Origin of the sequence: Aestuariivivens sediminis (genome assembly GCF_022662105.1) — a bacterium.
GTDB lineage: Bacteria > Bacteroidota > Bacteroidia > Flavobacteriales > Flavobacteriaceae > Aestuariivivens > Aestuariivivens sediminis.
On the sequence record NZ_JAKMCP010000004.1, the window covers coordinates 71,761 to 91,350 of the forward strand.

Sequence of the window (19,590 nt, forward strand, 5' to 3'; positions counted from 1 at the left end):
AGACAATAAATAAGGTTTTATTTAACAACATTTTTTATTAAAAATGATAAAAGACACAATAAAGACAAGCACGGAAAAGCACATAACTGCTGCCGATATTTTAGAAGATCCAAACTATATAGCCATGTCTTATGGGGGTTACCGGGAGAAGACTAGGGACATTCAACCTACCATATCCCAACTCAAGGAGGATATGAAAATTTTATCTGCCATGGGGATTAAAATTCTAAGAACCTACAACGTACAACTCCAAGAAGCTTCTAATTTGCTTAAAGCTATTAGAGATCTTAAAAAGGAAGACTCCAATTTTGAAATGTATGTAATGTTGGGTGCTTGGATTGACTGCAAAAATGCCTGGACAGGTAAAATACCAAATCATGAAGTGGAAAGTGAGCAGAATGCAGGAGAAATTGATCGGGCAGTTGCATTAGCCAAACAATATCCAGATATAGTAAAAATCATTGCCGTTGGTAATGAAGCGATGGTAACATGGGCCACAAGCTATTTTGTAAGACCAAACGTAATTTTAAAATGGGTAACCTACCTACAAGAATTGAAGGAAAAGGGCGAACTTGATAAAGATCTCTGGATTACGAGCTCAGACGATTTTTCATCTTGGGGCGGAGGCGACCCAAGTTATCATACCGAAGATTTGAATAACCTAATCAGGGCCGTAGATTACATTTCGATGCATACTTATCCTATGCACAATTCTCATTATAATCCTCAATTTTGGCTTGTTCCTGAGGAAGAATCAAATTTGCCAGATATTGAAAAAATTGAATCTGCAATGCAACGAGCCTTGTTATTTTCACAACAGCAATATGATGGTGTGGCTAATTATATGAGAAGCTTAGGGATTAATAAACCCGTTCATATCGGAGAAACCGGCTGGGCTACCCTATCAAATGAGCATTATGGGGCTGATGGTTCAAAAGCAGCGGACGAATACAAATCAGGAAGATATTACCAACTCATGAGGGAGTGGACTAAAAAGGAACATATTTCATGCTTTTATTTTGAAGCCTTTGATGAGCAATGGAAAGACGCTCAAAACCCATTTGGATCTGAAAATCATTTTGGATTAATAAATCTTAAAGGAGAAGCAAAATATGCTATTTGGGATTTAGTGGATAATGGAATTTTTAAGGGCCTAAAAAGAGATGGCCAATCAATTACCAAAACATACAACGGTAAAGTGGAAGATTTAATTCGAGAAGTTCATGTACCTCCTTTAAAAATAGAAACTACCTATAATTATTAATTATGAAGAATGTTCTAATACTCTTATTGCTCTTGTTCCTGTCTTCTTGTAATACTTCAAAAAAGAAGAGTGACCATGTGGTTAATGAAAATGAACAGATAACTGCCAAAGATATTTTAGGCAATCCTGAATATTTGGCCATGTCTTATGGTGGATATAGACACCCCGATCATAGTATTGAACCCACTAATGATGAGCTAAAGGAAGATATGAAGCTCTTGCATGCCTTGGGTATTAGAATCATTCGAACATATAAAGTTCACAAACCCCAAGCCGAGAATTTATTAAAAGCAATTAGCGAATTAAAGCAAAATGATCCAAGTTTTGAAATGTATGTGATGCTTGGAGCGTGGATAGATTGTAAAAATGCATGGACGGACAAAGAGCCTATTCATAATATAGAAAGTGAGGCCAATAAACCACAAATGGAAAAAGTGGTGAAACTGGCAAACCAATATCCAGATATTGTAAAGGTAATTGCTGTAGGAAATGAAGCGATGGTGAAATGGGCGACGAGTTATTATGTAGAGCCTTGGATTATCTTAAAATGGGTAAATTATCTTCAAGATTTAAAGAAAGAAGGAAAATTACCGATGAGCTTGTGGATAACAAGTTCCGATAACTTCGCTTCCTGGGGTGGCGGTGGAGAAGAATACCATACTGAGGATTTAAATACACTAATTAATGCTGTCGATTTTATTTCCATGCACACCTACCCTATGCATGATACGCACTACAATCCGGATTTTTGGTTAAACCCTGAAGGTTTAGAAGGTAAAAGTGAGAGGGAAATAATTGATATCTCTATGTTAAGGTCAAAGAAGTATGCGATTTCTCAATATGAGAATGTAAAAAAATACATGGAAAGTATTGGCGCTGATAAGCCAATTCATATTGGTGAGACGGGGTGGGCAAGTTTTTCCTCAGATCATTTTAGTCCCGAAGGGTCTAGAGCATGCGATGAGTACAAACAGGCACTTTACTATAAGCACATGCGAGATTGGACTAATGAAGCGGGTATGTCATGTTTTTATTTTGAAGGATTTGATGAACCCTGGAAGGGTGGTGATGATCCGGGCAACTCCGAGAAGCATTTTGGCCTGTTTACTGTAGATGGTAAAGCAAAATATGCACTTTGGGATGAAGTGGACAAAGGACTATTTGATGGGCTTACAAGAAACGACAATCCAATCACCAAGACCTATAATGGAGAAAAAGATGCCTTGATGAAAGAGGTGCAAGTTCCTCCAACGCTTAAGGAATGGAGTGTCAATCAACACGAATAAAAAAAGGCGATTTAAATGAATAGCTTAAGACATATAATATTATTTATTACCGTTGCGCTGCTTATGACAAGTTGTAAGAACCAAGATAAAACGATTGTAATTGAAGTTTTCGAAACTTCAGAGGCTGGCAATAAATTGAACAGAATTACCGATTTTAAAAAGGCAGACGAGAAAGTCGTTCTCAAGTTGAATCCTGAAAAAACATTTCAAACCATAACAGGTTTTGGTGGCGCATTCACTGAGTCATCAGCATACCTTCTAAATAATTTGAGCAAGGAAAACCGCAAGAAAATAATCGATGCCTATTTCAGTGAATCTGGGGCCCATTATTCCTTAACAAGAACACATATGAATTCTTGTGACTTTTCATTAAAAAATTACTCTTATACACCTATCGAAGGAGATAAAAATCTTGATCATTTTACAATTGAAGAAGATAAAAATGATTTAATACCTTTCATCAAGGACGCTTTGGCGGCATCGACGGATGGCTTTAAAATTTTTGCTTCTCCATGGACTGCCGCACCTTGGATGAAAGATAATAATAGTTGGGTAGGTGGAAAATTGCGCCCTGAATATTATGACACTTGGGCTTTGTTTTTCTCCAAGTATGCAGATGCTTACAAATCCGAAGGTATCGATATTTGGGGATTCACAGTGGAAAACGAACCTCTAGGAAATGGTAATAATTGGGAAAGTATGCACTTTACTCCTGAGGAAATGACCAATTTTGTAGTGAATCATTTGGGCCCAAAATTAGAGGCAGAAGGAAAGGCAGATTTGAAAATATTAGGCTATGACCAAAATAGAGAACATCTTAAGGAGTGGGTAGATTCACAATACAAGAACGAAGAAACTTCTAAATATTTTGACGGCACAGCGATACATTGGTATGCGAGTACGTTTCATTATTTTCCTGAAGCATTACAATATGCACACCACAAAGCACCAGATAAGTTTTTAATCCAGTCTGAAGCTTGTGTAGACGCCCAAGTTCCTGTCTGGAAGGAGGATTCCTGGTATTGGAAAAAAGAAGCTACGGACTGGGGCTGGACATGGGCACCAGAAGAAGATAAATATTTACATCCAAAATATGCTCCCGTTAATCGTTATGCAAGGGACATTATTGGTTGTCTGAATAATTGGGTTGATGGATGGGTAGATTGGAATATGGTTTTAAATAGGCAAGGCGGACCAAACTGGTTTAAAAACTGGTGTGTAGCACCGGTAATTGTTGATGAAGATGCAGATGAAATTTATTTTACCCCCTTGTATTATGTCATGGCCCATTTCAGTAAATATATTAGGCCGGGAGCCACAATAATAGATTTAGAAAATTCCGATGACAACGTAATGGCTACCGCTGCGCATAATCCCGATGGATCTATTGCTTTAGTATTGTTCAATCATTTAGAGTCTCCAAAATCTATACGTTTAAACTTAGACGGAAGAACAGCTAATTTTTCAATTGATGGAAAGGCTATTCAGACCATCTTAATAGATGGAAATAAAACGAATAACTAACTAAACACAGAATTATGTCTAAAGTAAAAACAGCGACAAAAGACAGGGTGCCACTAGGTCAAAAAGCTGCTTTTGGCGCGGGACATTTGGTTTTAAATCTTTACCCGGGAGCCTTAGGGTTCTTTATGTTCTTTTTATTAACAGCATTTGGAATGGATCCATTCCTGGCCGGTCTTTTAGGAGGATTACCACGTTTTTTCGATGCCATTACAGATCCGATCATGGGATTTATTTCGGACAATACGAGCTCAAAATGGGGCAGGCGGAGACCCTATATCCTCATCGGAGGCATTATTAGCGCGATTACATTTGTGCTGCTCTGGCAACTGGATGAGAATAATTCTGCGGACTATAATTTTTGGTATTTTCTAATTATGTCTATGGTCTTTCTAATTGGAAATACCATGTTTGCCACTCCACTGGTAGGTTTGGGATACGAAATGACTTCCGATTATAATGAGAGAACCCGTTTAATGGCTTTTTCTCAAACAGTAGGTCTTATAGCATGGGTGATTGTACCGTGGTTTTGGGTTATTATTGCTGACCCGGATATTTTTAAAGATCAGGCTGAAGGGGTTAGAACAATGGCACTATATGTTGGGATAGCCTGTTTGCTTTTGGGACTTTTGCCCGCAATTTTTTGTAGAGGCATGGACTCGGGTAATATGGGAAATAGAAAGCCTTTAACCTTAAAGAATATAGTTGCCAATATGAAAGATTTATTCATAAGTATAAGTCAGGCGGTAAAGAATAAACCGTTTATGAAATTGTGCGGTGCTACCTTTTTGGTATTTAATGGTTTTCAAATTGTGGCGTCCTTCAGCTTTTTTATTTTCGTTTTTTACATCTTTAATGGGAGTTACGAGGCGACCGCAACCTGGCCGGCCTGGTTTAGCTCTGTAGGCGCATTGGTTTCTGCATTTTTAGTTATTCCTATTGTAACAGCCATGTCTAACAAATGGGGCAAAAAGAATGCTTTTATAATTTCAACAGCACTTTCAATTGTCGGATATATTTTAAAATGGTGGTCCTTTAATCCGGATAATGTCTGGCTTTCTTTTATTCCGATTCCCTTAATGTCATTTGGGTTAGGAAGCCTGTTTACCTTAATGATGAGTATGACCGCTGATGTTTGTGATTTGGATGAACTTAGGAATGGCATGCCTAGAAAAGAGGGAACTTTTGGAGCTTTATATTGGTGGGTCGTAAAGCTTGGTCAGGGCTTAGCTTTAGTTTTAGGGGGTCTTGTATTGAGTTTAATAGGTTTTGACGGGAATGCCGCTACCCAAACAACCGATACCCTTACAAACCTGAGGATAGCGGATATTGTTATTCCAGTAGTAACAGCGTTACTCGCCATTTGGGTAATGTGGAAATACAGCCTAAGCGAAGAAAGGGCCAAAGAGATTAAACAACAATTGGAGGAAAGAAGAGGCGTATTGTAAATAGAAATGGGTCAATGATTTAATTAAACTAAGAATACCATGTCAACAAAACTTATAATTGCGGGATTTGTGCTTATTTTAATTGCAATCCTTAGTAGCATAAAAAGGAAAACTGGAGCTAGAATCATAAGTGCCAAACTGGGAATACCTGCAGGCATAATAGGGGTGTTAATACTCATATATGCCAGCTATTCCTCCCAACTGGTGAACTACAATAGACAAATCGAACAAATTTCAATTGGAAAAAAGTTAAATATAGAAGGTCCGGTGAAGTCGACCAGGGTTATTTCTCCTATTGATAAGGATTCTGTGGATTGTAGAATTTTAGTCATGGGAGTTTATCCGGACGCCAATGAAAATGATATTTGGGTGTTAATTCGCCCCTCAGATGATCGCTATTACCCACAGTCCGATTACACGAATACCTCTTACAAAAGAGACGGAGAATGGCAAGTCGTTACACGATTTGGAGGAGAATTAGGCGAAACCTACGACTTAATCGTTTATGAAGCGGATAGCTCGGCATCCAGCTTCTTTAGTGAAACGATTTCAAAATGGAAGGAAAAGGAAGATTATCCGGGATTGCAACTTGAAGAATTGCCCACTGGGGCCAATGAAGTGGATAGAATTAAAGTTTACACCCGAAAGAACTGTAGGGGAGTATTTTAGAACATAAATAAGAAATAATCAAATAATGTTTAATAATTAAAGAATAGAAAAATGTCTTATAGAGAAGAAGCGTATTACAAATTTAATTACAGTCAAATAGCGACTAAGGGCATAGATCTTTCAGGTTTTTCTTTAGAGGATCTGAAGGCATTGTGGCGTAGAACCATTCAAGAGGGGTTTCATGGCATCTGTTTTAGCATGTATAAAGATGGACAATCTCCTGGTGATGATATCAGTATGGAGCAAGTTGAACAACGTATTAATATATTAAAACCTTATGTTGGTGCAGTGAGGTCCTTTTCATGTATTGAGGGCAATGAGTTTGTCCCAATAGCGGCAAAAAAGAACAACCTTAAAACATTGGTGGGCGCATGGCTTAGTGATGATAAGGAGGATAATGAAAGGGAAATAGAGAGTTTAATATCGCTTGCCAAAGCCGGGAATGTCGATGTTGCCGCCGTCGGAAACGAAGTGTTGTATAGAAACGATTTGACGTTAGAAGAATTAGTTGGATACATTACAAGAGTAAAGGAAGCCCTGGCGGGCTTAGATATCCCCGTAGGCTATGTAGATGCATATTATGAATTTTCAAGACATCCTATTCTAGTTGAAAGTACCGATGTGGTTTTGGCAAATTTATATCCTTATTGGGAGGGATGCCCTATTGAATATGCTTTGAGCCATATGCAGGCAATGTATGGTTCTGTTGTCGATGCAGCTCAAGGTAAACCCATTATTATTACGGAAACAGGTTGGCCTAGCCAAGGAGGAGATTTAAATGGTGCTATTGCAGGCGAGGAAGCAGCAATGAAGTATTTTATAGATACCATTAGATGGACCAAGGAGAACAGTATTCCGATATTTTATTTTTCATCTTTTGATGAATCTTGGAAAACTGGAAATGAAGGGAACGTAGGTGCTTATTGGGGCCTTTGGGATAAGCATGAGAATCTAAAATTTTGAAGAAATACAATAAATAAATTAACAAAATTCATCCAATTTTGTTTTTGCTTGCAATAGGCGCTATAACAGAGACCGCAAACAGATATGCATTCTTATGTATATAATCAACTAGAAAAGAATCATACAGGTTTTTTCTAAACACATAATAAAATTATGTCAACAGCTACTAAAACGGCACTAAAGAATAAAGTTCCATTTGGACAAAAAGTTGCTTTTGGTATAGGGATGCTAGCGAATCAAATGTTCCCAGCCGTATTAGGTATATTTATGGTTGTCCTGGTTCAAGACCTTGGCTTCCCTGGCTGGATGTGGGGTGTGATATACTTCTTTCCCAGGATATTTGATTCTATTACAGACCCCATAATGGGTTTTATTTCCGACAACACTAAGTCCCGTTGGGGACGTAGGCGGCAATACGTCATGATAGGGGCTATTATTATGGGGATGGCCTTTATAATCATGTGGCAACTCTATAGGGCCGACGGGATAGATTATAATTTTACTTATTTCTTATTATGGTCTTTTGTGTTTTATTTGGGGCTCACAATTTTTAGTGTGCCTTATGTTGCTATGGGTTATGAAATGAGTAACGATTTTCATGAACGCACCAGTATTATGGCAGTAGCCCAATGGATTGGACAATGGGCTTGGGTAATAGCTCCTTGGTTTTGGGTAATAATGTATGATCAAGCGTTATTTGAATCTGCTGATGTAGCAACAAGGACTTTGGCTATTTGGGTCGGTGTTATTTGTATGCTTTTTGCCATGGTTCCAGCTATTTTTATAAAATCAAAATCTACCCTTAATGAAAATTATGCGCCTTTAAAGCTTAAAACTATTGGTAAAAGCTTATTGGAAATAATATCTGGTTTCAAGGATGCTTTTGCTTTGAGACCATTTAGAAAATTATGTATTGCCACATTTTTAGTTTTTAACGCTTTTAATACCATAGCAGCTTTTTCATTTTTTATCATTGTATATCATTTGTTTGAGGGGGACGCTGGTGCGGCAGGAATTTGGCCAACTCTTTTTGGTTCTATTGGCGCCTTGGTAACGACTTTTATCGTCATACCCATTGTTGCTCGTATGTCAAAAATATTAGGCAAGAAGAGAGCTTTTATTTACGCACAGGCTATTTCCTTAATAGGATATATTATGCTGTGGTTCTTGTTTGTTCCCGGAAAACCTTATATGTTTATTTTTGCTTTACCCCTATTCTCTTTCGGAATTGGTAGCCTTTTTGTGCTTATGATGTCTATGACCGCCGATGTTATTGACCTTGATGAACTTAAAACGGGTAAGCGTAGAGAAGGGACTTTTGGAGCCATCTATTGGTGGATGGTAAAATTTGGCTTTGCAATAGCAGGGGGTTTAAGTGGTGTAATTATGAGTTCTGTTGGATTTGATTCAGGAGCTCAGGTCCAACCAGAAGGAGCAATAACAGGTCTGCGACTGTTCTTTTCTGGTTTACCCATATTGGGAACCACTATAGCTATTTTCGTCATGAGGGATTATGATGTAACCGAAGATCGAGCCAACGAAGTTAGAGAGCAATTAGAAAGAAGAAACCCGCCACCATTAGCCCCACAAACCTCTTTTTATCACGCTAATAAATTATTGTCCTTTGCCAATATTGAAGCGGAGGCATATACCTTTGGCGATATGGACTTTCAATCTGAAACTAGTCCTAAAATAAGAGAAGTATTTTTAAGGACTTTAAATGAAGGTATGCCTGGACTGTGTTTTAGTCCCTATAAAGAAGGACAGGGTATTGGTGATATTTTAACGGAAAGTCAAATTAAGGAACGCATGAATATCATTGCTCCTTATACGGAATGGGTACGATCTTTTTCATGTACCGGTGGAAATGAATTTACACCTAAGGCTGCTAAAGAAAAAGGATTAAATACAATTGTAGGAGCATGGATTAGCAAAGATAGGACCCGGAATGAGAGGGAAATTAAAACTTTAATAAAACTGGCCAAAGAAGGACATGTGGATATAGCTGTAGTTGGAAATGAAGTTTTGTTAAGAAAAGAATTATCTGAAATCCAAATTTTAAGATACATTAAAAGAGTTAAAAAAGCCGTACCTCACATACCGGTAGGATATGTCGATGCCTATTATCAATTTTCTGAACGTCCAAAACTTGTCGAGACATGTGATGTAGTCTTAGCGAATTGCTATCCCTTCTGGGAGGGTTATGACATAGATAGTGCTCCCGCTAAACTCAGACACATGTATGCAGTAGCCAAAAAAGCTGCTAATGGTAAACCCGTGATTATTTCGGAAACGGGGTGGCCCAACAAAGGCGAAAATACGGCTAATGCGATGCCTTCAAATGACAATGCAATGAAGTATTTCATTAATGCGAATATTTGGGCTAAAAATCAAGGTATTGAAATGTTCTATTTCTCCTCCTTTGATGAATCCTGGAAAGTACATCATGAGGGAGAGCTGGGCCAGAGATGGGGATTATGGGATAAAAATCAAAATTTAAAATTTAGTTAGAAATGTCTTATAGAGCTGATAAAATCATGTCTTTATCTGGTGGACAGCTGGAAGGAAAAACCGTTAAGGGTCTTCAGAATTTGTTTAAACGAGTATTGAAAAATGGCATGCACGGTATTTGTTTTAGTCCTTACATCGAGGGACAGGAGCCCGGAGATCATCTTACCGAAAAGCAAATTCGCAGGCGTATGAAAATCATCAGACCATATACAAAGTGGATACGCTCTTTTTCCTGTACTGAGGGTAATGAACTTATTCCAATTATTGCGAAGGAGTATGGAATTAAAACCCTTGTAGGAGCGTGGTTGGGAAACAATGAGAAAACCAATAATAAAGAAATTGCCGGTCTTAAAAAATTAGCTAATGAAGGATATGTAGATATTGCCGCAGTTGGTAATGAAGTTTTATATAGAAAGGACTTATCTGAAGATGAACTTCTAGATTTTATTTACGACGTTAAAGGACACATAACAAATGTGCCAGTGGGCTATGTGGATGCCTATTATGAATTTGTACATAAACCTAGAGTTACGGAAGCTTGCGATATTATTTTGGCAAATTGCTATCCGTATTGGGAAGGTTGCAGTATCGAATATTCATTGCTTTACATGAAAGACATGTATAACCAGGCTAAGCGAGCAGGCAATGGCAAAAAGGTAATTATCACCGAAACGGGTTGGCCAAGCCAAGGCGTGGGACTCAATGGAGCGCTTCCATCATCTAAGAACGCAATCAAATATTTTATCAACACTCAACTTTGGTCTAAAGAAGACGAAATAGATATTTTTTATTTTTCATCCTTTGATGAATCCTGGAAGATTGGTACAGAAGGAGATGTTGGTGCTTATTGGGGACTTTGGGATAAAGATGAAAGGCTGAAGTTTTATGAAAAACATGTGTTATTAAGAAGTTAAACCGGGTTGTTTAATGCTCAAAATATGAGAATACGGCAAACATTAAGTTCAATAGTTTTGTTATTTTTATAAGATTATTTACTTGCGAATATTGCGCCTTACTGTAATTTAGAAACGGTTTTAACAAATGAAAATAAGGTTCATTTATTTAAAAATAAGTGTGTTATTTGGTATGGTCTTGGTTTCTTGCCAGGAACCAATTCGAGATTTATACCCTGAAACGTTGGTTGGGGGCTTTACCTTATTAGATTCAGAAACCACAGGAATTGACTTCAATAATGCTATCAAGGAATCTGAAAAGGTCAACCATTTATACTACAATCAAATCTATAGCGGTGCTGGAGTAGCAATTGGCGATATTAACAACGATGGTCTTTCAGACATTTTTTTCTGCGGGAATCAGGTATCAGATAGATTATACCTAAATAAAGGAAATTTTCAATTTGAGAATATAACAAAGAAATCGAGAGCAGCACGAAATTCGGGTTGGTCATGGGGTGTTACGATGGCTGATGTAAATTCAGACGGGTATTTAGATATTTATGTTTCCAGAAATGGGGAATCGATGGTTCCCGAAGATCGTAAAAATCAATTATACATCAATAACCAAGACCTTACGTTTACAGAGTCTGCAATGACTTATGGACTTGCAGATGCGGGCTTTTCATCGCAAGCAGTGTTTTTCGATATGGATAACGATGGGGATTTAGATATGTATCAGGTAAATCAGCCTCCAGACGCAAGGCTTTTTATGCGTTACATTAATATCCCTAAAGAACGTGAGAAATTTTACAGTGATAAATTGTATAAAAATGAGGGAGGTAAATACTACGATGTCTCCGAAAAAGCTGGTATTTCCAGGGAATTAACATATGGATTAAGCGTAAGTGCTGCCGACTTCAATAATGATGGATGGACCGATCTTTACATAGCAAATGATTATGATGGACCAGATTTCTTGTATTACAATAATGGCGATGGCACATTCAAAAATGTAATTCATGAAAAAATAAAGCACATCTCCCAATTTAGTATGGGTACAGATACTGGTGATGTTAATAATGATGGGTTTACAGATTTAATTACCCTCGATATGGCGGCGGCTGATCATTACAGATCTAAAACAAACATGGGTTCAATGAGCACCGCCAAGTTCGATAGCCTTGTTAACGCCGGTAATCACTATCAGTACATGACAAACACCTTACAAATTAATAGAGGGGGCAGGAGTTTTTCCGATGTGTCGAGTATCGCAGGTATTGCGAAAACAGATTGGAGTTGGGCAGGTTTATTGGTTGATCTGGATAATGACGGTAAGAGAGATATTATTATTTCTAATGGGGTTAAAAAAGATGTTAGGAATAATGATTTTTTAGTGGAATTAAAACAGAGGCTTGAATCAGGATCTCAAGAATTTTACGAAATGGCTAAGAAAGCGCCCTCTGTTCCTTTGGCCAATTATGCTTTCAAGAATATGGGCGATTTGAAATTCCAGAAGGTGGCAAAGGATTGGGGTTTCGATTCACCTGGTTTTTCGAGCGGAATGGCCTATGGCGATTTGGATAATGATGGCGATTTAGACTTAGTAATTATTAACATGGATGCAGTTGCATTCGTGTATAAGAATAATGCATCGGGGAACTTTTTAAAAGTGGCTTTGGAAGGGTCTGAAAATAATAAATTTGGCTATGGCACCAAGGTTATTATACATCATAACGGTAATAAACAAGTAGCAGAGAATACGGTTAGCCGCGGTTATCTCTCTTCTGTCGAACCAGGGTTGTTTTTTGGATTAGGAAAAGACACTCATGTTGATAAGGTTGAGGTTATATGGCCGGATGGTAAAACAAATAGTTTTAAAGATATTGGGGCAAATATTGAACTAACAGCGAAATACGCGAAGGCTGGTAAGGGGGTAAGAAGCGAAAAAACTCCTGAACCAATTGTATCTAATGTACCCCCAGCCGAACTGGGAATACGTTATTCGCACAAGGAAAATGATTTTAACGAGTATCAGCGTGAGATTTTATTACCACATAATGTGTCACAAAATGGACCGTTTATGGCAGTTTCTGATGTAAATGGTGATAATCTTGACGATTTGTTTATTGGTGGTGCGGTTGGACAAAGCGGTGTATTATATTTTCAAAGCAAAGAAGGAAACTTCGTAGAAGCCCAATCACAACCATGGGCAGCAGATAAGGCTGCAGAAGATCTGCAGGCATTATTTTTTGATGCGGATAATGATGGGGATTTTGATTTATATGTGGCCAGTGGAGGAAGCGAATATCAAAGAGGTGATGCCTTACTTAAAGATAGGCTTTACCTCAACGATGGCTCAGGTTCATTTACAAAAAGTACTGCACTACCCAATATTTTTGAAAGTTCACAATGTGTAAAAGCCTCTGATATTGATGATGATGGCGATGTGGACTTGTTTGTAGGTGTACGTCTTATTTCTGGTAAATATGGCTTCCCTCCTACTAGTTATATACTCATCAATAACAAAGGAAAGTTTACGAAGGCATCAGTTGATAAGGCACCGGGTCTTAAGGACATTGGAATGGTTACAGATGCAGTTTTTACAGATATTGATAATGATAAGGATGAGGATCTTATAATCGTTGGCGAATGGATGAATATAGAAATTCTAATAAACAATAAGGGGTTGTTTGAAAAAGCAACGGAAAAATATGGATTAGAGAATTCAAGGGGTATTTGGTGGTCTATAACAGCAAGTGATTTGGATAATGATGGCGACGACGATTACATTTTAGGTAATTTAGGACTTAACAATAAATTTAAGGCATCAAATGAGCATCCTTTTAAGCTTTATGCTAACGATTTTGATGAAAATGGCACTAACGATGTGGTTTTAGCTAAGTTTTATAAAGATGATTATGTTCCTGTAAGAGGAAGGGAATGCACTAGCCAACAGATGCCCTATGTAGCAGAAAAATTTAAGGACTACCACACGTTTGCTTCATCTAAGCTGGTTGAAATTTTACCCGAGAATAAAGTGGACGATGCGGTCGTTTACGAAATTAAAAGCTTTGAGAGTATGATACTAATAAATGACAACGGAAAGCTAATAAGGAAAACACTACCAAACGAGTTACAAATTTCTCCAATTAAGTCAGCTTTGGTTTTCGATGTGAATGGCGATGGCCATAAGGATATAATTACCGTAGGAAATCATTTTGGTGTAGAGGTTGAAACCACCCGGTACGATGCTGGTATGGGGAGTATTCTTATTGGCGATGGAAGTAATAATTTTGAATGGGCAGATTTACAAGAAAGTGGATTTTATGTTCCTTTGGATAGTAGAGATATTAAGTATTTAAGTTCAGGGAACAAGACTTATATTCTTGTTGCTAATAATAACGCATCGATTTCTGCATTTGGTTTAAAGTAGTTATTAGGGCGTAAATACCCGTTAAAAACTAAAATTTTTTTAACGTATTCACTTACTAGAAGTCAGCTTTGTGGCGTATGCATGGTTATCTACCACAACATTACCACAACATTATCATTATATTTTTGCAAGTCTGTGATTCAAGAACTGCCCTAACTTCTCAAGAGCATGATATTCAAAGCATTAGAGGGTTTTTATTTGAGGTGTGCATTTATTTCTGTGTGTGTATGTGTTTTGTTGCGGTCTTAAATGATGCAACCCTGATAATATGGTTTACCTTGGGGAACATCGAAATTAAAATTAATCTAAACTGTATTATCATGAAAAAAATTACATTATTACTATTTGTTTTAATCGCCTCCGTTGGGTTTTCTCAAGACCTCGTATTAGGCTTCGAAGCTGGGGAAAGTGGCGGTGTTAATGGCGCCACCTTTGGAGGTATGCCGGCACCAACTGTGATGGCAGGCACAGGATCTAATACATCGCAAGTATTGGAAATTGTTGGGAATACTGCTGGTGAACCCTGGCAAGGCGTAAATTTAAATTTAACAACAAATGTTAATTTAAGCAGTACCCAAACCATGACCATAGATGTGAAGTCTGCAACAGCTATTACCTTTTTAGTAAAAGTGAATGGTGGATTGTCCGGCGCACCCGCAGCAGCAGCGGAAGTTACCCATAATGGTGATGATACTTGGCAAACGCTTGCATTTACCTTTGATACCGCATTAGATGGACAAGCAGCAATGGCGAATGGAATCTATTCTGCTTTTGTTATTCATGCATACTGGGAAGCAGGAGAAGTTACATTTTTCCCTGGTGGCAGTCCCATTGCAACACCGGCAAGAACATTTTATGTAGATAATATTAAGGGCCCTGCCGATACATGTTCAAACGGTATTCAAGATGGTGATGAAACAGGTGTTGATTGCGGAGGTTCCTGTCCAAATGTTTGTTCCCAGCCTCCAACGGTTGCAGCACCAACGCCTCCAACGAGAGCAGCAGCTGATGTTGTATCAATTTATAGTGATAAATATGCGGCCATTCCGGCTATTAACCTTGATGCCGGTTGGTGTGGGGCTGATGCCGTAACAGCCACAACAGCTGGAGGAAATGCGGTTTTAGCCTATAATGATCGAGATTGTCAAGGAATAGATTTTGATGCGAATCAACAAGATATAACGGGGTTGACACACATTCACGTAGACCTTTTTATCCAGACCGGCACCGATTTGGTAGGAAAGGTATTTAATTTGAAAGCGGTAGGGCCTTCTGGTACTGGTTCGGATGACACCATTATTCCTATAGACATAAACGCTTTATCTCCCGCACCGGTTCCTGGTACATGGTATTCGTTTGATTTAGAAGTTGCTTTCACACATCCAACCATGAGGCAATTTGCCATTACCAGTAACTTAAAAAATGTGGTATGGTATGATAACTTATATTTACATAAAAACACGACCCTTGGAATTGAGGGTAATCAATTGGCAAAGTTTAAACTCTACCCTAACCCCACTCAAGACAGTTGGAACATCAGATCCCAGAGTGCAATAATAACGTCCATTAGGGTATATGACGTACTTGGCAAGAATGTACTGTCTATAGCGCCGAATAAAAACGAAACTACCATTAACGGATCCCTCTTGAAACCGGGGATGTATTTCGCAAAGATTAATACGCCCAATGGCCAGGAATCCCTAAAACTTGTAAAAAAATAAAATAATTTAACGTATTTGATCTCAGAAAAGGTGCTCGAAATAGCACCTTTTTTGTACTTAAACATGACATAGCAATGACATCAAATCAACGGCAAATTACGCAATGGATGCTACTTGTTTTAATGGTAATCACTTCACCATTAGGTGCGCAAGTTGCTGTTGGTAACGGAAGCTACACCACCACTTTTCCCGGAACCGATGCGGCAGGCAGAAATGGTTATCCCACAGAATCCCCGCAGTTAAGTGGAAATGCCGCGGGGAAACCCGTTCCGACCAACGACTGGTGGTCCTCTTTAATTAAGTTCAATCATGCCGATAATCTGTTCAATTATCCCATGACCATGAAAACCATAAATCAGGGGCTAATCGTCACCTACATACCATGGGGCGTTATTGACGATATCCAACCCATTATAGTGGGCGTTCAGGGCCTTAATGAAACAAAAGCCACGGTTTCCGATTATTCAGACTGGACGGTTACTATGAATTGGGGCGATCGCTTTAATGCGACTTCAGGTATGGGAATGCCGTTTATATATTTTCAAAAAGGTAATGCGGAGATCGCATCCATTACCATAAATTCCGGAGTAGTTCATGTTTCAGGGGAAATGATTACGGTTACAGATGCCAGAAACGGCGGAGACTTTGCCATTTATGCACCGGTCGGAAGTGTGTGGTCTCAAAACGGCAATATCTATACCTCCACCCTAAACGGACAAAATTACTGGTCCATGGCTATGATACCGCTAACGGCTTCAAATGTGACCACCGTAGCCAATGAATATAAAACTTATGCTTATGTGTTTCCTACGGATACCCAGGCCACCTATAATTTCAACGAAACCACTTCAAAGGTATCAACCACCTATAGTGTGAGCGTAGAGGTTAAGGATGGGTCTGCTACCAATACCAATGTTCTACAAGGCTTATTGCCGCATCAATGGGATAATTTATCACAAAGTTCGGCCACGCCTAATGGATACAGTTATAGCGTCATTCGAGGGGAATTAAAGACTTTGGATGGCAATACCTTTACAACGGAAAACACCTTTAAGGGGATACTCCCTACCATGCCGGACCTAGGAATTTACAGCCCGGGTTTTAATCCCGCCGATCTGCATACAAAAATTTCACAACTTGAAAATGATGTTTTGGCCACCTGGACCGATTCCTATAATGAAGGTCAGGTGATGAATCGCTTGATTCAAACGGCTAGAATTGCAGATCAAATGGGGAATACGGTGGCAAGGGATAAAATGGTGGCCACCATTAAAGCCCGATTGGAGGATTGGCTCACCTATCAGGTTGGTGAGGTCGCCTTTCTCTTCTATTATAATACCGTTTGGTCGGCCATGCTGGGGTACCCTGCCGGTCATGGACAGGATACAAACATTAACGATCATCACTTTCATTGGGGCTATTTTATACATGCAGCCGCATTCATGGAACAATTTGAACCCGGATGGGCCAACCAATGGGGTGATATGGTCAATCTGTTGGTAAGAGATGCCGCAACTTCCAACCGAAATGATTCCCAATTCCCGTACTTGAGAAATTTCAGTCCTTATGCAGGACATTGCTGGGCCAATGGTTTTGCAACCTTTCCTCAAGGAAATGACCAGGAATCGACATCCGAAAGCATGCAATTTAATTCCTCCCTAATTCACTGGGGGACCATAACCGAAAATGACTCCATAAGGGATTTGGGGATTTATTTATACACTACCGAACAAACAGCTGTGGAAGAATATTGGTTTGACATGTATGAACGGAATTTCAGTCCCTCCCATCCCTATAGTTTAGTGTCGCGCGTTTGGGGGAATTCCTATGACAACGGCACCTTTTGGACGTCGGATATTGCGGCATCATATGGCATAGAGCTCTATCCCATGCACGGGGGCTCGTTATATCTGGGACAGAACATCGGCTATGTTCAGAAAATTTGGGATGAGTTAAAGACCCATACCGGGATTTTAAACCCCAATGATACCAATCCTAATTTATGGCACGATACGATTTGGAAATATCTGTCTTTTTTAGATCCTGCCGAAGCGATAGCGCGTTATGAAGCGGATCCTGACAGGAATTTAAAATTTGGGATTTCAGATGCGCAAACCTACCATTGGTTGCACGCTATGAATGCCATGGGACAATTGGATGCCGGCCTTACCGCAAACTATCCCATCGCCGCCGTGTTTAATGACGGGGGAGATAAAACCTATGTGGCACACAATTATTCGGATACGTCCATTACCGTAACCTTTTCAGATGGCTATATGCTCGATGTTCCGGCCAATGAGATGGCAACAAGCAAGGACGTTAGTGCCTCGGGAATAGTAGAATCCGACACCTATCAGACTGCAGAGAATGGTAGTGCCAATTTAACGGCCATAACTACGGGAAGTGGCATTACCAGGGTTGAATTTTATAACGGGACCTCTTATATGGGTGAAGATACTGCGGCTCCCTATACGCTCAATACCGGAACTTTAGCTTTGGGGATTTATAACATCTATGCGAAAATATATGTGGGATCCGCCTTTAGCATCAGTAATATCATAAGTATTCAAGTGGGTGATCAACTGCCGTATTCCGGAACACCAAGCAGCATACCCGGAACCATTGAGAGTGCACACTACGATGTTTTTGAAGGCGGCAATGGACAGCATATAGCGTATTCCGATTCCTCAATCGATAATCAGGGGAATTTCAGAACCGGTGAATACGTCGATGCCGTATCCGATGTTACCGAAGGAGACACGGTAGGCTGGATAACCGGAGGAGAATGGCTGGAGTACACCATTGATGTGCAAACAACAGGATGTTACGATTTGAGCATAAGATATGTCTCGGGGAACACGAGTGGCGGGGGACCTTTCTATTTGGAGATGGATGGTGTTAAAGTGAGTCCGGATATCGTTTTTGGCTATACCGGTAACTGGAACAATTGGAGTACAAAAGCGGTCAGCAATGTCAATTTAACCGCCGGTATTCATGTGTTAAGATTGGTCGTCACCAATGGAGAGTTTAATTTGGGGCGAATGACCTTTAGTTATAACAATACGGTTTGTACACCTACCGAAGAGAACACGGGGTTACCCTTTGATTTTGAAACCACACCGACAACGGCAAACTTTTCAAATTTCGACGGGGGGACCGGAACGGTCGAACCGGTTAGTGCCCCTCAGAGTACAGGGAATAGCAGTACAAAACTTGCAAAAATAGTAAGAAATGGCGGTAAATCCTGGGCAGGGGCCTATTTGAATTTGAATAGCGCCTTGAACTTTACGACAGAAAGATACCTGACCTTAAAATTATGGACGGAAGCACCAATTGGGACCCCTGTAAAACTGAAGCTGGAGCAACAATCCAATCGGGGTAATGCTACCGAAAGGGATGCGGTAACCTCAACCACGGGACAGTGGGAAACCTTGTTCTGGGATTTTTCGGCTGCGGGAATCAGTAGTTTTGATAGTATGGTATTTATGTTTGACTTCGGCAACCTGGGGGATGGGTCGAACACCTCCATCTTTTATTTTGATGATGTATACCAGGTGGCAAGCTTATCGATTGCAGATCGAAATGTAAATGCCTTGAGGCCCTACCCCAACCCTACCAATACGCATTGGACCGTCAAAGCACTGAACAGTAAAATCCGGTCCATAGTGCTATTCGATGTATTAGGCAATGCAATACAATCCCTGCAACCCGACAGCAATGAGGCCTTAATTGAGGGATTAGGTCTAAAATCCGGATTATATTTTGCACAAATGACAACAGACCAGGGCACCTACACCTTTAAATTGATAAAACAATAAGCATTAATTGAGATGCCGGCTATGTGGGCGTGTGGGTTTAGACCCACACGCTTTTTTATG

11 protein-coding genes are annotated in these 19,590 nt (G+C 39.4%); all 11 read left to right on the forward strand.

The features are described from left to right. Positions 1 to 43: 43 nt before the first annotated feature. The 11 genes from MR054_RS11875 to MR054_RS11925 all read left to right on the forward strand — a co-directional run bounded on the left by MR054_RS11875 (position 44) and on the right by MR054_RS11925 (position 19,530). Positions 44 to 1,264 carry a glycoside hydrolase family 17 protein gene (locus MR054_RS11875; RefSeq protein WP_242158042.1) on the forward strand — a complete coding sequence of 407 codons (1,221 nt, stop codon included), beginning with the start codon at positions 44 to 46 and terminating at the stop codon, positions 1,262 to 1,264. Positions 1,265 to 1,266: 2 nt separating this feature from the next. Next, on the forward strand, positions 1,267 to 2,550 hold the full coding sequence (locus tag MR054_RS11880; protein WP_242158043.1) for a glycoside hydrolase family 17 protein: 1,284 nt from the start codon (positions 1,267 to 1,269) through the stop codon (positions 2,548 to 2,550). A 63-nt stretch (positions 2,551 to 2,613) separates the two neighbouring features. Then, the gene (locus MR054_RS11885; RefSeq protein ID WP_420868345.1) at positions 2,614 to 4,074 is read left to right on the forward strand and encodes a glycoside hydrolase family 30 protein; all 1,461 of its coding nucleotides are present in this window, start codon (positions 2,614 to 2,616) and stop codon (positions 4,072 to 4,074) included. A gap of 14 nt (positions 4,075 to 4,088) precedes the next feature. Then, positions 4,089 to 5,519, forward strand: a complete 1,431-nt coding sequence (locus MR054_RS11890) for an MFS transporter (RefSeq protein ID WP_242083614.1) — start codon at positions 4,089 to 4,091, stop codon at positions 5,517 to 5,519. Between the two features lie 39 nt (positions 5,520 to 5,558). After that, positions 5,559 to 6,188 (forward strand): hypothetical protein, encoded by a 630-nt coding sequence (locus MR054_RS11895; protein WP_242158046.1) that lies wholly within the window; start codon positions 5,559 to 5,561, stop codon positions 6,186 to 6,188. A gap of 51 nt (positions 6,189 to 6,239) precedes the next feature. After that, on the forward strand, positions 6,240 to 7,151 hold the full coding sequence (locus tag MR054_RS11900; protein WP_242083619.1) for a glycoside hydrolase family 17 protein: 912 nt from the start codon (positions 6,240 to 6,242) through the stop codon (positions 7,149 to 7,151). Between the two features lie 153 nt (positions 7,152 to 7,304). Further along, complete coding sequence (locus tag MR054_RS11905) at positions 7,305 to 9,662, forward strand: MFS transporter (RefSeq protein ID WP_242158047.1); 2,358 nt, start codon at positions 7,305 to 7,307, stop codon at positions 9,660 to 9,662. 2 nt (positions 9,663 to 9,664) lie between these two features. Continuing rightward, positions 9,665 to 10,576: a glycoside hydrolase family 17 protein gene (locus tag MR054_RS11910; RefSeq protein WP_242158048.1), complete on the forward strand. Its 912-nt coding sequence runs from the start codon at positions 9,665 to 9,667 to the stop codon at positions 10,574 to 10,576. A 127-nt stretch (positions 10,577 to 10,703) separates the two neighbouring features. After that, positions 10,704 to 13,991, forward strand: a complete 3,288-nt coding sequence (locus tag MR054_RS11915) for a VCBS repeat-containing protein (RefSeq protein WP_242158049.1) — start codon at positions 10,704 to 10,706, stop codon at positions 13,989 to 13,991. Positions 13,992 to 14,311: 320 nt separating this feature from the next. Then, positions 14,312 to 15,712 (forward strand): T9SS type A sorting domain-containing protein, encoded by a 1,401-nt coding sequence (locus MR054_RS11920; protein ID WP_242158050.1) that lies wholly within the window; start codon positions 14,312 to 14,314, stop codon positions 15,710 to 15,712. Between the two features lie 74 nt (positions 15,713 to 15,786). After that, positions 15,787 to 19,530, forward strand: coding sequence for a glycosyl hydrolase (locus MR054_RS11925; protein ID WP_242158051.1), 3,744 nt, complete (start codon positions 15,787 to 15,789; stop codon positions 19,528 to 19,530). Positions 19,531 to 19,590 lie beyond the last annotated feature (60 nt).

Excerpts from the sequence above, each read along its gene's own strand:
- MR054_RS11875 (WP_242158042.1), top strand. The coding sequence starts at position 44 with ATGATAAAAGACACAATAAAGACAAGCACGGAAAAGCACATAACTGCT.
- MR054_RS11880 (WP_242158043.1), top strand. The coding sequence starts at position 1,267 with ATGAAGAATGTTCTAATACTCTTATTGCTCTTGTTCCTGTCTTCTTGT.
- MR054_RS11885 (WP_420868345.1), top strand. The coding sequence starts at position 2,614 with ATGACAAGTTGTAAGAACCAAGATAAAACGATTGTAATTGAAGTTTTC.
- MR054_RS11890 (WP_242083614.1), top strand. The coding sequence starts at position 4,089 with ATGTCTAAAGTAAAAACAGCGACAAAAGACAGGGTGCCACTAGGTCAA.
- MR054_RS11895 (WP_242158046.1), top strand. The coding sequence starts at position 5,559 with ATGTCAACAAAACTTATAATTGCGGGATTTGTGCTTATTTTAATTGCA.
- MR054_RS11900 (WP_242083619.1), top strand. The coding sequence starts at position 6,240 with ATGTCTTATAGAGAAGAAGCGTATTACAAATTTAATTACAGTCAAATA.
- MR054_RS11905 (WP_242158047.1), top strand. The coding sequence starts at position 7,305 with ATGTCAACAGCTACTAAAACGGCACTAAAGAATAAAGTTCCATTTGGA.
- MR054_RS11910 (WP_242158048.1), top strand. The coding sequence starts at position 9,665 with ATGTCTTATAGAGCTGATAAAATCATGTCTTTATCTGGTGGACAGCTG.
- MR054_RS11915 (WP_242158049.1), top strand. The coding sequence starts at position 10,704 with ATGAAAATAAGGTTCATTTATTTAAAAATAAGTGTGTTATTTGGTATG.
- MR054_RS11920 (WP_242158050.1), top strand. The coding sequence starts at position 14,312 with ATGAAAAAAATTACATTATTACTATTTGTTTTAATCGCCTCCGTTGGG.
- MR054_RS11925 (WP_242158051.1), top strand. The coding sequence starts at position 15,787 with ATGACATCAAATCAACGGCAAATTACGCAATGGATGCTACTTGTTTTA.